The organism is Bacillus sp. FSL R5-0523 (assembly GCF_037975295.1).
GTDB classification, from domain to species: Bacteria; Bacillota; Bacilli; order Bacillales; family Bacillaceae; genus Bacillus; species Bacillus subtilis.
In genome coordinates, this window is the sequence record NZ_CP150251.1 from 1,972,538 (window position 1) to 1,989,963 (window position 17,426).

Consider the following 17,426-nt stretch of genomic DNA (forward strand, 5'->3'; position numbering starts at 1 on the left):
GAAAATTAAAACTGAATCATTTTTTATGTGATAATTTCAGCGGAATGAGCAAATACATGCAGTAGGCGCATACCATCCATATCGCAAACGCAATAACTTGGCCCTTTGATAAAGCCGGGAAGATGAGGGAGATTCCAAAGGGAAATCGTATCAATCAATAAACCGACCGCTGATCCCCATATACCTAGCTTGATCACTACGAACTGTGATTGATCGAGTTTTTGATAGAGAAAGAACACAAGGCATAAAACAAGAGCGGTGCCCGCTCCCAAGAGAAGAAAGTTCGGCAAAAAGGCTTCTTCAGCCGGATCAGTCAACACAGCATCTCCGAACAGCACAAAAAATAATGTGGCAACTAACCAGACTAGAAATGAAAACGTAAAACACGTCCTGTACGTGTTTCTCTTCGATTTTATTTAGCACTAGTTTCTCAGATTCCAATAATGGAAAATGTCCAAACACCGCCTCCATATTCATGTGAATCTCACCTTTGTTTTTTAAAAAAATACAGCGGTTTACCATCGTTTCCTGTCTCCAAAATCACTTTTAAAAAAAGACGACTTAGAAAGCCGTCCTTCTCATTTCTTATTTTGTTGTTCGTTTGGAAGCCTTGCTTTCGTTATGAAGCCGGTCTGCTGAAGTGACATAATACGTATATTTCTTGTTAGGATCTGCCGTGTTATCTAAGAAGGTTTGCTGCTCATGTGTTTTTCTTTGCGTTGCCAGCAATGTTCTCTGCTTTTTCCCTTCGGCTCTGTATATCGCATAATAGGCTGTTTCTTTCGTTTTTTGATTTGATGGGTGATCTTTAATCTGCAGAAGATTGCCGTTTTTGTCTTCGGTGACTTTCGTAAGCTTCGGTTTTTTTGGGGCGGTATTGTCAAGCCAAGGCATTTGCGGAACCAGTGCCGGCTTGCTGTAAAGATCGGTGCTGAGCCTGTCTTTGATGCCAAGCGGATTTTTGTTGAGGTCCTTGAGGCTGAAATGCATGCTTCCTTTCACCAGTTCAAGCTGGCGGTTCAAAGTGATTTGCCGCACATATTCCTCAGGGTCGGACCAAGGCGGATCAAAATTGTTATTGATTTTATATGCTGCCTGGCCAATATATAAGTGAACAGGCCTATTTTTGACTTCATTGCTCCACCAATCAGCCAGCACGTCGTACGCCGCTGCGTTAAAGCCGATACTCCAATAAATTTGCGGAGCAATATAATCGATGTCGCCTTCTTGGATCCAATGCCTTGTGTCTGCATATAGATCGTCATAATTTCTGACGCCTGCTTTTGTATTCGATCCGGTCGGGTCATCTGCGGCGTTTCTCCATACTCCAAAGGGACTGATGCCGAATTTGACATACGGTTTTGCAGCTTTAATTGTTTGGTTGATTTGTTTGACAAGCTGGTTCACATTGTCCCGCCGCCAGTCATCGATATTAGAAAAAGCGTCTTTTCCGTATTGTTCATACTGTGCTTGATCAGGAAATTCCTGTCCTGCTATTTTATAAGGGTAAAAATAATCATCCATATGAACAGCATCGATATCATAATGTTTTACGACTTCTTCAATGCCTTTGACGATAAAATCTCTCGCTTCTGGAATGCCTGGATGATAATACAGCTGGTTTCCGTAGGCGGCAACCCAATCTGGATGTTTTCTTGCCGGGTGACTCTCAGACAATTTATTAAGATCTGTATGATTCATTGTAATACGGTAAGGGTTAAACCACGCGTGAAATTCCAAATTTCGTTTATGGGTTTCTTCAATCATAAATGCAAGAGGATCATAGCCCGGGTCCTTCCCTTGGACACCAGTTAAGTATTCCGACCAAGGCCCGTAAGCTGACGGATAAAAGGCATCAGCCGTCGGTTTAATCTGAACAATAACGGCATTCATTCCCATTTTCTGCACATCGTCCAGCAGTTTGATATACTCCTGTTTTTGCTCTTTCACAGATAACCCTTTTTTGGACGGCCAATCAATATTTAATACGGAAGCAATCCATACGGCTCTCAGCTCCCTGTCAGACTGCGCATTGGCCATAAACGGAACGGAAATGACAAACGTTCCGATGATCAAGCTGACAAGGAAACGGACAATCGACTTTTGGCAAACCTTCATTCTGTTTCTTCTCCCCCATTACATCACTTTCACTATTCGCTATTACGGTATTCCCGGGCTATAAAAGGGTGATTAACAGAATGTCTATCTCACTAAATAAACGAAAAAAGTCCTAAAGCATGTTGTGAACCGCTTTTAGGACTTTTTATCATTCATCATGGTTTGCAGACTTTTTAACACGTCAATAAGTTTTACGCCGACACCGACAGCCGTTTCAAGGATCGCTTGTGCTCCGGCAATGGCTAAAATAAAGATCAGCGGTATTGCAATACGAGGCAAAAATAGATAGCCAAGTCCGATCAAGATGGCACACCAAACACCGGCACACCAGTAGCAATTGAGCATGTATCCAAAGTTAGAAGCCGGCACGCTTTTTTCATCTACATGCCCGTTTTGATCAACAATCCTTTTCTTTTTCATAAAAGGTTTTCGGATAAATTCTGTGATTTTGTCGAATACAATCAAATGTGTCAGCCTGTAACTGGCTAGAATCAGCATGATAAACGTAAGAAAAGATAGATGATCCATGACAAGCCTCCAAGAAAAAGGATGATGTTATCATTCCCTAGTGTCATCGATCCATTCTTTGATACAAAAAGAAGCGGACAGAGAATGCCTCTGTCCGCGAATCCGCTCTATTGTTTGTGCGGGATTGCTTTATTTGAAGTGATCTTTTCTAAAATGTCGAGGATGATGTCAGCATTCTTTTCAGCATATGTTCCTTCCAGCATGTCTTTATGAGCGCCAAAACCCGTGTACTCACTATAGTTTCCACAGGCGCCTTCCCATTTCGTTAAGCCTGTATTCTCGCTGGTTTCGGGGCGGATTCCAGCTTCGATGAAATGAATGCTTGCTTTGATGTGCCCTTCATTCAGCAATTGTGCCCAATATGCCTGATAGTTTCTTTTTTTCTTCATCACCTTTTCTCTGACTGCTTCAGGCAGATATGCTGCAGATTCGTCATTCCCGGTATCGATAGGCAAAGGCTGTTCTTTTAGATAAGCGTCCACGATAATGAAGTCGCTGACTTCCAATCCTTTGCGCTCCATAGCCTGTGCCACTTCAAAAGCTAGGTTTCCGCCTGCAGAGTAGCCTAATAAAACGTATGGGCCCTCAGGCTGTATGTCAGTCATGCAATTAACATATTGTTCAATGCGGGTGTCTTGTTCAATAAAGTGAAACCCGTATACGGCTGCCTTCTCATTCAGCAATAAAGCAAGGTCTTTGAAATAAATGCCAAATCCTGATATCGGCGGGAAGCAGAAAAGATTTTGCGCGCCGTACTGGTTCAGTTTGATCACATGCTGTTCATCTGCCGCTGTCAGCTGTTTAGAATAAAGTTTTTCGGCAATCTGAGCGATTGTCGGATGTTCGAACAAGAAATCAATCGGTATGTCAATGTGCTGCTGATGTTTTAGTGTATGTATGACTTGCAGTGCTTTTAGTGAATGTCCGCCAATAGCAAAGAAGTCATCATCAATACTGATTGTGTTAACACCGAGGACTTGCTTCCAAATGTTCGCCAATTCTTCTTCAACCAAGTTTCTTGGCAATATGATGTCCTGTCGTTTGGCAGGCTTATTTTCTGGAATAGGCAGCGCGCTGCGGTCTATTTTTCCGTTTCCGGTAAGCGGCATCCGCTCCACACGCACCCAGTGCTGCGGGATCATATAGTCTGGAAGCACACGCGCCAAATCGGCGCGAAAATCCGTATCTGTTTTTTTGTGATCACCGACGTAATGAGTGTACAGCTGCGCCTCTCCATCTTTTTCTCTCAATGTCACTGCTGCTTCTTGAACGCCTTCCATTTCTAACAGGCGCGCTTCTATTTCGGCAGGCTCAATTCGTTTTCCGCGGATTTTCATTTGCCTGTCAATTCTGCTGATGTATTCTAAGTTTCCATCAGGCAGCCAGCGCGCCAAATCACCGGTACGGTATATTCTTTCTCCAGGCAAGAAAGGATGAGGAGAAAAAACAGCATTTGTCAGGTCATCTTTGTTCAAATAGCCTTTAGCGACCCCATCACCGCCAACACAAAGCTCGCCGGGAACGCCTATTGGCAAAAGACGTCCTTTTGTATCTAAGATGTAAGCGGTGCTATTGCTGATTGGTTTTCCAATCGGAATCGGCCCCGCATAGTCTCTCTTCATTTCAAAAAAGGTTGAAAAAGTCGTGTTTTCCGTAGGCCCGTAAATATTATGAAGCGCGAGATCTGGACAGGCGTGCCTGACAGCATTCATCAGGGCAGGAGAGAGTGCTTCTCCTCCGACATATAACGTATGGAGTCCGCGAAACATGTCAGCTCGTACCTGTGCCAGCTGATTAAAAAGAGCCGTCGTTAAAAATAGCACTGTGATGCCATTTTCAAGCAAATACGCTCCAAACCGATCAGGTGTCAGCATTGTCGATTTATCAATGATATGAAGGCTTGCGCCATTTAAAAGCGCCCCGAACATTTCAAAGGTGACGGCGTCAAAGCTGATAGATCCAGTCATAATAAACCGGTCATCACCGGACGCAGACGTGTAATTGCTGTTGCTGACAAGGGACACGACATTGCGATTCGTGATCATGACCCCTTTCGGCCGGCCTGTTGATCCTGAGGTATACATGATGTACGCAAGATCATCCGGGCTGGAGCTGATATTAATAGGGATATCGTTCTCTTCCATCAATCCCTGCGCATCTGAAATGATACATGTTCCTGAGAACGCAGCGTTTTGCTCCAATCCCTTTTGAACAATCAGCATTTTTGCCTGCGTTTCCTCAAGCATAAAGCTGACTCGTTCAGGCGGAAGCTCCGCATCAAGCGGGAGGTATGCTCCCCCTGCTTTTAATACGGCAAGCACACTGATCATGAATTCGGGAGAATGTGCAGCCAATATTCCGGCTGTCTCGTTTTTCCGAAATCCCTTTTGAATTAACTCTCTGGCGAGCGCATTAGAGCGTTTATCAAGCTCTTTATACGAAATAGACATATTGCCATACACAAGTGCGGTATGGTCTGGCGTCTTTTCTGCTTGTTCGCGAAATAAATCGATAATTGTATGATTCTTTGGATACTCCGTTTTTGTATTGTTGAACTGTGTGACAATCTGCTCTTTTTCTGTTGCATCAAGAAAAGAAAAATCAGCAATTGGCATATGAGGGTGCTGTGCAGCTGTGCTAAGCGCTTGCGTAAATTGCCTCTTGATACAGCTGATCCAGGCAGCATCGTAAACGAATGCATTATAGCTGAACTTGATGACAAGCTCTTCGCCAGGAGCAACGACAAGATTAAAGTTATATCCTGATTGCTCGGATACTTGAACTTGATCGATTTGCAGCGGTGAATCGGTTTGATCAGCGGAATCGGCGATTTTCTGCTGTAACGGATAGTTTTCAAAGACGATAATGTGATCAATCAGTTCCTGTTTTAATGCGGTGTTTGCCTGAATATCAAATAAAGGCTGGCAGGTAAACGGCTCAGCTTCCAGCATTTCTTTCTGGCAGCGTATGAGCAGCTCGTGAAACGTTTCGTCTTGGTGTGTTTTAATTCGAATCGGTATGGTATTGATAAACAACCCTATCATTTGCTCCACGCCTGGGATTTCTGACGGTCTTCCTGATACAACCGCACCAAACACAACGTCGTCTGTGCGGTTATATTGCTGCAGCATTACACCCCAGACAGCCTGAATAAGGGTAGCGAGCGTGACGCTGTGTTGTTTGGCAGTCTCTTTCAGCTTGTCTGTCAGTGGTTTATTTAATGAAAATATCAAATCTTCACGGTGATAACCTTCTTTTGTTTCTTTATCAGACACACGAGGCAGAGGTGATGGAGTGCTGTAGTTTTTTAAATAGGTATCCCAGTAGGCCGCTGCTTTTTCTTTGTCTCGGTTTGTCAGCCAGGAAATATAGGTGCTGTACGGACGGACAGGGTCTAATGAAAGCGGTTTTCCTGCATGAATCGATTGATAAATTTGCATAAATTCCTGCATAACAATACCTAGGCACCATCCGTCCATTAAAATATGATGGTGACTCCAGATACAGACATGTTCATCTTTAGCTGTTTTGAATAGAGAAATCCGCATCAGCATGTCTTTTTGCAGATCAAAGCCTTTTTGTTTGTCCTTCTCTTTAAAGCGTTCAATATACTCATTCTGATCGTTTGTTGGCAGATGGGAAATGTCTTCGCTGTACAAATGGAATTCACGTTCTGTCATCACGACTTGCCGAGGTCCCGACAAATGCGGGACGTGCGGCAAAAACACGGTTCTGAAAATATCATGGCGGTCGATAATGGCTTGAATGCTGCGCTGAAACCATTCATAGCTGAGGCTTCCTTTAATGGTGAAGAGCGACTGCTCAACGTATGCCCCCTCCTCTTTACGGAGGAAGGAATGAAACAGCATTCCCTCCTGCATATGACTCAGAGGATAAATGTTCTTGATTTTTTTAATGTTATCCATAGTGTCTGCACCTTTCTTCACGGTTTCATTAGTGAAAACTTAGCATATCAGCAATCTCTTGCAGCGCGTCCTCGGTCAGTTCTTGATCATCAAAATCACTGATCGTCTTTTCTGTTTCTCTTTTGTTCTGGCAGTGTTCGATCAGCTGTAATAAAAATTGACGGCATGTTTCGCTAAGCTGTTCGATGGTTTTGCGCTGAAAGCGGGCATTGTCATAAGTCATATTGACAGTCAATTTTCCTTCTGCAGCGATTGCGCTGATATCCAGCGACTGTTCACGGTTCCATGTTGTGCTGATATCACCTCCGGCACCAAGCGGAGAGAATGAGAAGGCGTCCTCCTCAGGTACTTCAGCTGTGCTGCCGCTTTCAAATTGACCAAGATAATTGAAGCTGATTTCTGGTGCCCCTATGAAATCGATGTCTTTTTTGCCAGGCGGAGTCAAATATTTAATGACGCCGTAGCCGAATCCTTTGTCAGGTACACGTCTCAGTGTATCTTTTGTTGTTTTTAGCACATGAACCATGTATTCTTCCGAGTCTGGCAAGTCTGCGTTCAGTTTAATCAATAACGGATAAATGGCGGTAAACCATCCAACCGTCCGGCTCACATCTATTCCTTCTAATACATCCTCTCGCCCGTGGCCCTCTAATGATAGTTTGAAGGCGGATTGATTGGTCCAATGGCGCAGCGCAAGAATGACAGAAGCGAGCAGCATGTCCTGCGTATCAGTGTTATATGCGCTGTTGGCGTCTTTTAAGAGTGCTGCTGTCTCTATATCGTTTAAGGTAAACGAAATTGTGGACCGTTGTCCCTCGTGTGCTCTAGTTCCATCGATTTGATCAAAAGGCAATGCCTCTGTTTGATACTCTTCGGCTTCGCGCCAATACTTGAGCTGCTTCATTAGCTGCTGGCTTTCAGCGTAGTCAGAGAGCTTTTTCGCGTACGCTTTAAACGAGCTTGTTTTAGGCGGCAGTTTGATATCCTCCCCGCCAGCAGCTTGGCGATACCCTAAAGCCAAATCTTCAAGCAGAACCCGCCATGAGATGCCGTCAACGACGAGGTGATGAGCAGATAAAAATAAGAAATCACCGTCAATTGTGTGGAAAAGACCGGCTTGCAGCAGCGGACCATTCTTCAAATCCATTTTCTGCTGAATATCAAGTACATGGCGTTTGATAATAGGCTCATACGCTCTATTTCCATCAGTGCCGTCCGGAGCTGATAAATCAATCATCTGAAGGCCGTACAACGCGTCGTCCGAATGACTGAGCGGCCGATTATATTGATCCCACTTTCCTTGTTCATTCTGTGTAAACACCACTCGCAGCGCATCATGATGACACGTTATTGCTTTTAACGTTTTTCGCAGTGCGTCTTCTTGTACAGAGGTGCTTCGATGCAGCATTACGGACTGATTAAAATGGTGTTTTTCTTTTATATCTTGAGAAAGAAACCATTTTTGAACAGGCGACCATTGTACATCTCCCTCAACCGCAGCTTGGCTGGAACTTGTATCTGAATCACGGATATAAGCTGCCAATTCTTGAATGGTCGGATGGCTAAACAAATCTTTCATTGCCATTTGCTTGCCTATCCGGTGAAGCCGCGCAGATACCTGTAACGCTTTGATTGAATCTCCGCCAAGTTCAAAGAACGAATCAGCTGTTCCGATCTTTTCTGCCCCCAGTACTTCTTTCCATATATCTGCCAGTATTTGTTCCATTTTGCTGGCTGGCGGGAGGAATGGACGTTCACCTTCGTAGTTGTATACAGGTTTTGGAAGTGCTCCGCGATCCAGCTTGCCGTTTGGTGACAATGGAAGTGAGTCCAGTTTTTCAATAAACGCAGGGTGCATAAACACCGGCAGCTTGTTTTGTAATTCTGAGCGTACAGCATTTGTGCTCAACTCTGGTTTTGTCACCACATAAGCACTTAATTCGGTTTGTCCTGACGCTGTTACATGAGCAACTACTGCGGCGTCTTTTACACCATTTATACACCGGATGACCGATTCAATTTCTTTCGTTTCTACACGGTATCCTCTGATTTTGACTTGATCATCGATTCTTCCGAGATATTCGAGTGTACCGTCGGCCATCCATCTGGCGGCGTCTCCTGTTCGGTACATTCGTGTTTCGGGTTTAAATGGATTCTGCGTGAATGCTCTCTCTGTCAGTTCTGGAAGATTGACGTACCCTCTTGCAAGCCCTGTTCCTGCTATACAAAGCTCTCCCGCAACACCGATTGGCTGAAGCTGATGATTGCTATTTAAAATCAGCACTTGAGTCCCGTCAATCGGCTGGCCGATGCTTACGTATGCCTGCTTTTCCATATGTCTCATGACGGTAGTCGCCACGCTGTTTTCTGTCGGTCCATATTCGTTGGCGAGTTCGGTATGCGGACATATAGCTAAGCTGCGGTCGATCAATTCGCGGTCAGCCGCTTCTCCCGCCAGTGTGACGACTCTAAGTGTCTTTACATCTTCCGGCTGCACTACGTCCAAAAGCGCTCGATATAAAACAGGCACAATAATCATATGTGTAATCCGTTGACGAGACAGCTGATGCTTAATGGCCAGAATATCCTTCGCTTCCTCTTCATAAAGCAAAACGGCTTTTGCACCTGACAAAAGCGGTGTGAACATACTAGTTAAAAAGCCGTCAAATGAGAAAGAAAAGAGCTGCAGGATGGTATCTGTCTCGTTGAATGCATAAGCGTTTCGCCGCCACTGAAGAGTGTTGGCAATACCTTTATGCTCGACCATTACCCCTTTTGGACGGCCCGTCGTTCCAGAGGTATAGATGATATAAGCCAAATGATGGGCAGACGACATTTGCGGCAGCGGCGATTTATCGTCTGCCTCTACGTTTTCTATCGTCAAGATCTCTCCTTCAAAGTCAGCAAGTACTCCCCGATCCGCTTCATTTATTGTCATCAGCAGTTTCGTTCCGCTGTCGCTGAGGATATAGCGTTTCCGTTCTGTCGGGTATTCAGGATCAATGGGAACGTAACAGCCTCCGGCTTTCCACACACCAAGTATGGATGCTATCATACTGAACGAACGATTCATCATGATGCCTACTGGTGTGTCCGGCTTAACACCTCGGCTGCGCAATGCACGTGCGATTCCATTGGACCACTCGTCCAACTCTTGATACGTCAGTGTTTTGTCTCCGCTGACAAGTGCAGAAGCTTTTGGTGTTCGTGCGGCTTGCTGCTCAAACAATTGACTGATTGTTTGAACTCCGTATTGATTCGCCTGCCCGGTGTTAAACTCATTAAGCAGCTGGTGCCGCTCTTCTTGGGTCAGGATTTCGATATGGTTGAGTGTCACCTCCGGGTTTTTACCGATGATGCTAAGTACATTTGTTAAATGCGATGCCCAGCGTTCAATGGTGGTTTTCTCGAACAATGCGGTTGAATATTCAAAAAGGAAATGAATGTTTCCGTCGCCCTCAGATGCCTGTAGTGTCAAATCGAATTTAGAAACGAGATGAGAAACTTGTGCCGGCTTCATTTGCAAATCATGAAGATGCAATGGCTCGTAATCATTATTTTGAACAACTAACATCGCATCAAACACTGGATTCCGGCTCATATCCCGTGTCAATTCAAGCTTATCGACAAGCTCTTCGAACGGGTAATCTTGGTGCTCAAAGGCTTCCAATGCTGTCTCACGCACTTCCTGCAAATACTGTACAAACGGCTTCCCGCCCTCCGGGCGCGTCCGAAGCGCCAGCGTGTTCACAAACATGCCGAGTATCGGCTCAAGATCCTTGTACGGCCGGCCGGCAATTGGCGAGCCGACGATGATATCTTCCTGTCCGCTTAAGCGTGACAAGAACGCGGTGTAAGCCGCAAGGAGCACCATGTACAGTGTGCTTCCGTTTTCTCGTGCCAGTTTGTGAAGGCCTGATGCAACCTCTGGATCCAGGGTAAATGAGACCTTGTCACCCGCGAAGCTTCGCACCGGCGGGCGGGCATGATCAGCAGGAAGATCCAGCACAGGCAGCTCGCCCTCGAGCTGCTTCAGCCAGTACGCCTCCTGCGTTTTGTACGCATCTCCTGTTTTAAATCCTTCTTGCCATACGGCATAATCTTTATATTGAATGCGCAGTGCCGGAAGATTCCGATTATTGTACAGCTCGCCGAATTCCCGAATCAGAATGTTGACGGAAACACCGTCTGAAATGATGTGATGCATATCAACCAGCAACAGGTGCCGCTCATTTGATACCTTTACGATTTGGGCACGGAACAGCGGCGCTTGGCTGAGATCAAACGGTTTGATAAATGCAGCTGCGGCCTCCTGTTCGGTTCGTGCGCCGAGAACTGTAGTCTGTAACGTAAACGGCACCTCGTCATGGATGCGCTGCACCGGATCGCCTCCTGCGTCCTGTTCGAAGGCGGTCCGAAGCGACTCGTGGCGCTTGATCAGCTCTTTGAAAGCTCTGTCCATCCTTTCAGGGTTGAGCTTCCCTTCGAGCTCTAACACAGCCGGCATATTGTAGCCTGTCCCTCCGTCCTCCAGCTGCTGAAGGACATAAATCCGCTTTTGGGCAGAGGAAACCGGATAGGTTTCCTGTTTTTCAGCGGGCTTAATCGCTTCATATGGACTGTCCGTTCCTTCACGGATAACGGTAGCCAGTCCTTCTACCGTCGGATGGGCAAACACATCTTTTAGCGGCACCTGTACATCGAATTCTTTGGCGATCCGTGAGACAAGCGCCGTTGCTTTTAAGGAATGTCCCCCGCGGTCAAAAAAGTTGTCGTGAATCCCGACAGGGCCATTTTTCAGCACGTCCTCCCACAGCTGAGAAAGCTTCATCTCAGTCACGTTTCTCGGCGCCGTGTAGGTCTCCGCATCTGCCGCTCCGTCAGGAGCTGGCAGGGCGTTTCGGTCGAGCTTTCCGCTTGGCGTAACCGGCCACTGTTCCATCTCTATCATATAGGCTGGGACCATGTAGCCCGGCAACAGTCTCTCAAGCTGTGCCCGCACTTCGTTTCTTCCGAGCCCTTCTATATAAGCGCATAATTCCGGCTCGCCGCTGTCTGTCCGTACGGTAACGGCCGCTTCTCTTACACCTTCTATGCTTCTTAGTGCCGCTTCAATTTCTCCCGGCTCAATCCGGTAGCCGCGGATTTTCACCTGATCATCCAACCGCCCGAGGAATTCAATATTCCCGTCAGGGAGCCAGCGCGCCACATCCCCGGTTTTGTACATGCGTTCACCCGGGTAAAACGGGTCCTCAAGAAAACGCTCCTCCGTTAATGCCGGCCGATTCAAATAACCTCTGGCAACACCCGCTCCGGCAATGTATAGTTCACCGATACATCCAAAAGGCAGCATCCGCTGATTCTGATTCAGGATATATAATCTGACATGATGAACAGGTTTTCCAATTGGGATCCGTTCAAGTTTTTCATGCGGCGGACAATCAAAGAATGCAGCTTCTACGGTTGCTTCCGTTGGCCCATAGGAATTGGTTATTGAAACATTTGGAAGCAACTCGTGAAATCGGGAGACAAGATGGGTCCCCAACTGTTCTCCCCCAGAAAACACTCGCTTGAGTCTGTTTGTCTTAAACGGTACAGAGCGATATTTTATATGTTCTAAAAATGCATGGAGCATTGAAGGCACAAAATGCATAGCTGTGATCTTTTGTTCTTCTATGGCCTTCACGATCACTTCAGGTTCTTTTTCGCCTCCCTGAGGAAGCAGATAAACAGAAGCACCGGCATAAGACCACCAAAACAGTTCCCATATTGAAGCGTCAAATGAATAAGATGTTTTATGCATAATCACATCTGATTGGTTCAGTTGATAACGGGACTGAAGGGAATTCAAAAAATTCACCGCTGATCGATGTTCAACTTCAACACCCTTAGGCCTCCCGGTAGAGCCGGATGTATAGATGACATATGCTAAAGATTGCGGGAGAACGTCCACATTCGGATTGGACAAACGATGTTTCAGCCCGCTATTTGTCTGATTGAGATAGACAATCTCCCATGCAAATGCCGGAACATGCAGGCCGTCAGACTGAAGCAGGAGAATGTTTGTACCGCTGTCCTCCAGCAGAAAGCTGATTCGTTCTTCCGGATAATCCGGGTCAATGGGCAGATAAGCGCCGCCAGCTTTAAGAATGCCAAAAATGCCAATCAGCATTTCAGGCGAACGCCTTCCCATAATGGCAACTGTTGTTTCAGATTTTACTCCTCGTCCGATCAGCTCCCAGGCGATACGGTTAGCCTGTTCATTCAATTCTTTGTAGGTCATCGCTCCATCTTCAAAAACAACAGCCGTCTGATCAGGCGTTTTTGCTGCCTGCTGTTCGAGTGCATAGTGGAGCGTTTGATTCATTGAATAGCCCGTCTCCTCAAACAGATGGCATGATTCAATGAGATCTCGCTCTTCTTCTTTTGTTAAGATTGGAATATTGTCCAATTCTGTTTCAGGACTGGCAGCTGTATGTTCCACAAGCGTGGTGAAAAGGCTGGCCCACCTTTGGATGGTTTCTTTCTCAAACAAAGCTGTACTGTATTCAAACTGACAGAAAAGCTCGGAATCATGTTCTGTAACGTATAGGGAAATATCAAATTTTGATATTGGGTGCACCAAGTCGTTCCACTGAAGCTGTACATCATTCATTTTTAGCTTTTGCTGTTCCATATTCTGAAGGACTAGCGTTGTGTCAAACAAAGGATTCCGGCTCATTTCCCGCTGCACACCGAGTTTGTCCACAAGCTCTTCAAACGGGTAATCCTGATGATCATACGCTTCTAGTGCCGTCTGTCTGACTTCTTTCAGAAATTCCTCAAATGTCTTATTACCCGCCGGGCGTGTGCGGAGAGCCAGTGTATTGACGAACATCCCAAGAACAGCTTCAAGGTCGGCATGGGGCCGTCCGGCGATAGGTGAACCAATCACGATATCATCCTGACCGCTTAACCGAGACAAAAAGGCTGAATACAAAGCGAGAAGCGTCATATAAAGCGTGCTTCTGTTTTTATGGGCGAGCCGCTTTATGCGGGCCGTGATCTCTTTGTCCAATTGAAAGGTTACTTTTCCGCCTATGAATTGCCGTTCTGCCGGACGTCGTTTATCTGTTGGAAGCTCCAGTATAGGAAGATCCCCGCTAAACTGCTGCTGCCAGTAAGTCTCCTGCTTTTGGTACGAGTCTCCCTTTTTAAATTTCTGCTGCCATACGGCGTAATCTTTATATTGGATCCGCAATGGCTTAAGCTGCCGGTTTGCATAAAGATCGGTAAATTCTCGGATTAGGAGCTGAACGGATACGCCATCTGAAATGATATGGTGCATATCCACCAGCAATACATGCTTCTCGTTTGACACTTCTATAAGGCCTGCTCTAAATAATGGCGCCTGGCTGAGATCAAAGGGACGGACAAATCCCTCGATAGTGGTCTCTTTACTTAACGTAAACGGCACTTCGGTGTGGATACGCTGAACCGGCTCGTCATCAGCTCCGGATACAAAGGAAGTTCGAAGCGGCTCATGCCGGCTGATCAGTTCTTTACATACAGCAGACAGTTTGGCGACATCCAGTGCACCTTCCAGTTCTAAGACCGCAGGCATGTTATAGGCGACACCCTCATCAAGCTGTTGAAGCACATAGATTCGTTTTTGGGCCGAAGATACAGGATATGTATCCCGTTTTTCTGCTGGTTCAATTGCTGCATACGGATTTTGTTCTGCCTCTCGAATGATTAAAGCTAATCCTTCAACAGTCGGATGAGCAAAGATGTCCTTAAGTGAAACTTGCACATGGAATTCCTTTGCGATCCGTGACATAAGCACTGTTGCTTTTAACGAGTGGCCGCCATTGTCAAAAAAGTTGTCTTGGATGCCTACATGCCCATTCTTTAGCACATCTTCAAATAGTTGCGAAAGCTTTGCCTCTAACAGATTTCGAGGGGCAGTATATGGGTTTCCGCTGATTGAAGCATCTGGCTCCGGAAGTGCTGCGCGATCTACTTTTCCGTTTGGGGTAAGAGGTATGCTGTCAACCCATACCCATTTCGCCGGAATCATGTATTCTGGGAGCTCACTAGCCATATAACTGCGTAAATCTATTGCATTCAGCTTTTGTACACTGCAATAGTAAGCGCATAATTCATGTTCACCGTTTTGATCTTGCCAGATGAGAATGGCAGCCTCACTAATGTCCGGATGATTCATTAGCGTGACTTCGATTTCTTGCGGCTCAATTCGATAACCTCTGATTTTCACTTGATTGTCTGCCCGTCCGATATATTCGATGTTGCCGTCTTCAAGCCGTCTGGCCAAATCACCTGTACGGTACATAATCACACCAGGCCTGAATGGGTCGGATGAAAATTTGTCGCTTGTCAGTTTATCGTGATTGACATATCCTCTGGCAACACTTGCGCCGGAAATATAGAGTTCGCCTGGTACGCCGCATGGCTGAAGCTGTTTTTGATGATTCAAAATATATAGATCAGTACAGCCTATCGGTTTACCGATTGGCGGAAGCTCAGGAATAGGGTCTCCAGGATGAATGGTATACGTAGATACCACATGAGTTTCTGAAGGTCCGTAATGATTGTGCAGGTGTATGCCGCGTTCACGCAACACATTTTGGAAAAGGTCTGAAATCATTAATTGTTCCCCGGCTGCGATCAGGTGTTTGACGCCATCAGGAAACGAGTTCGCAAGTTCTCGCTCGCTGAAAATCATTTTGATAAAAGCAGTTGGGAGAAACACAATATTCGTCTGATGCTTGTTTATAAATGTAAACAGCTGAGGCACATCTCTTTTTATGTCTTCTGGAACGATGTGGAGTGTGCCGCCTTTCAGAAGCGCAGAAAATATTTCTTGATAGCAGACGTCGAAGGAAGGTGTCGCAAATTGCAGAACATCTGCTTCAAAGTCAATGCCGGAGTGAGTATATTCGAATTTCAGCAAGTTAGCCATGTTTCGATGCTCAAATTGAACACCCTTTGGTTTACCTGTTGTGCCTGATGTATAAATCATATACAGCAGATCGTCAGCATCGTTGACTGACTTTATGTTACTGCCGTCTACTTTGCTTTCGATATCTTCTGGATGAGTGATAATGTAATTGTCTTCTAACGATGAGGAAAGATGCGCTTGTGAAACAACATGCGAACAGCCGCAATCATGCAGAATATAACGGATTCTGTCAGCCGGGTAATGCGGATCAACCGGAACAATGGCGCCGCCTGCCTTTAAGATACCAAGAACACCTGTGATAAACGCCGCTGAGCGTTCCATCATAATCGCAACGGGTTCCTGTCTCACAACGCCTTTCATTCGTAAATGCCGTGCCAATCTGTTAGCCGCTTTATTCAGTTCTCTGTATGTTAATGAGCAGGCTTGATCAATTACAGCATGAGCATCTGGTGTCTTTTCCGCTTGCTTTTCAAACATGGCATGGATGGTTTCGTAAACTGGTGTTTGATCTGTGATTTCTCCAATCAGCTGCCGCTTTTCAGTATCTGTCGTGATATCGATTTCTTCAGGTGGAAGATTCGGATTATTTAAGATTTGTGATACAGCATTCAGAAGATGCTCTTTGACAGAGAGCACAAAAGACCGATCGTGCTGCTCCGCATCATAGTTCATTTTGATATGAATTTCTTCCCCTGGCGCCACCATAAGATAAAAGCTGTAGTTGGTTTCATCTGCGACAGTGAAATTATGAATCTGAAAAAGATCAGAAGCATGTTCCTGTTTGTTCAGCATTTGAATCTCTTGCTGCACCGGATAGTTTTCAAATACGAGAATATGATCAATCAGTCCTTGCTTAACAGCTGAGCGGGATTGAATCTCATATAAAGGGTGGTAGCTGTACGCTTCAGCGGCAAGACGGTCTTTTTGCATATCTTTTATAAGTTGAAGAAATGGCGTTTTTGCCCCCTGCACCCGAACTGGCATCGTATTAATGAAAAGACCGACCATATGTTCAATGCCTTCGATTTCCGCAGGTCTTCCTGAAATGACAGAACCGAATACGGCGTCATCGTTATTATTATATTTTTGCAGCAGAATGCCCCAAATGGTATGGAAAATCGTACTGAGTGTCACTTCTTCTCTAGCAGCAAGCTCTGAAAGCCTGCTGCTTTCTTCCTTAGAGAATGAAAATGTAACGTGTTCCTGCCTGCTTTTTCCCTTTGTTTTTTTCTGCTTCGGGAGCACGGTTTGCTGTTCGTGGCCGGAAAGATAATGGTCCCAATAAGAAACCGCCTGCTCTTTGTCTTGCTCCATCAGCCATTTGATATACTTTCCGTATGGCTGGACCGGCTCCAATGTTATAGGGGATGCATTTACATAAGATGCGTAAATATGCAGAAACTCCTTTAGCACAATGCTGAGGCACCAACCGTCCATCATGATATGATGAAAGGTCCAAATGCAGGAGTACTGGCTCTCTCCTGTTTGAATAAGAGCGATGCGCATGAGCACATCCTTTTGCAAATGAAACCCCCGGTCCCGGTCCTTTTCTTTCCATTGCTCGATAAACTGTGATTGCTCCGCCTCGTTTAAATGAGTAATGTTTTCTTCCAGGACGATGACATTTCGTTCTCTCAGAACAACCTGCTGGGGGGAGGAAACATTTTGGCTGATAAAAATCGTTCTGAAAATATCATGTCTTTCTACAAGAGCGTTGATGCTGTTTTGAAAAAACTGCGGGTTGACTTTTCCTTCTATTGTAAAAGAAGCTTGCTCAACATATGCCTGTGAATCTTTTTGCAGGAGGGAATGGAAAAGCATCCCTTCCTGCATGTAAGACAGCGGATAAATATCCTGAATTGAATTCGCTTTTGTCATGTTCATGTCTCCCT

The 17,426-nt window shown here is 45.6% G+C and carries 5 protein-coding genes and 1 pseudogene; all 6 read right to left on the reverse strand.

From position 1 onward, the window contains the following. Positions 1 to 16: 16 nt before the first annotated feature. The 6 genes and pseudogenes from NYE53_RS09915 to ppsD all read right to left on the reverse strand — a co-directional run bounded on the left by NYE53_RS09915 (position 17) and on the right by ppsD (position 17,412). Positions 17 to 320: pseudogene (locus tag NYE53_RS09915) on the reverse strand (DUF5367 family protein). Beyond that, on the reverse strand, positions 310 to 477 hold the full coding sequence (locus NYE53_RS09920; RefSeq protein ID WP_339248516.1) for a hypothetical protein: 168 nt from the start codon (positions 475 to 477) through the stop codon (positions 310 to 312). Before NYE53_RS09920 ends, NYE53_RS09915 begins: the two are co-directional and overlap by 11 nt. A 108-nt stretch (positions 478 to 585) precedes the next feature. Further along, a complete protein-coding gene (locus NYE53_RS09925; RefSeq protein WP_021479789.1) occupies positions 586 to 2,118 on the reverse strand; it encodes a glycoside hydrolase family 10 protein in 1,533 nt (510 codons plus the stop codon). Between the two features lie 135 nt (positions 2,119 to 2,253). After that, positions 2,254 to 2,646 (reverse strand): DUF1360 domain-containing protein, encoded by a 393-nt coding sequence (locus NYE53_RS09930; protein WP_014476970.1) that lies wholly within the window; start codon positions 2,644 to 2,646, stop codon positions 2,254 to 2,256. Between the two features lie 107 nt (positions 2,647 to 2,753). Then, complete coding sequence (gene ppsE / locus NYE53_RS09935; RefSeq protein WP_339248436.1) at positions 2,754 to 6,593, reverse strand: plipastatin non-ribosomal peptide synthetase PpsE; 3,840 nt, start codon at positions 6,591 to 6,593, stop codon at positions 2,754 to 2,756. 7 nt (positions 6,594 to 6,600) lie between these two features. Then, on the reverse strand, positions 6,601 to 17,412 hold the full coding sequence (gene ppsD / locus NYE53_RS09940) for a plipastatin non-ribosomal peptide synthetase PpsD (protein ID WP_339248438.1): 10,812 nt from the start codon (positions 17,410 to 17,412) through the stop codon (positions 6,601 to 6,603). Positions 17,413 to 17,426 lie beyond the last annotated feature (14 nt).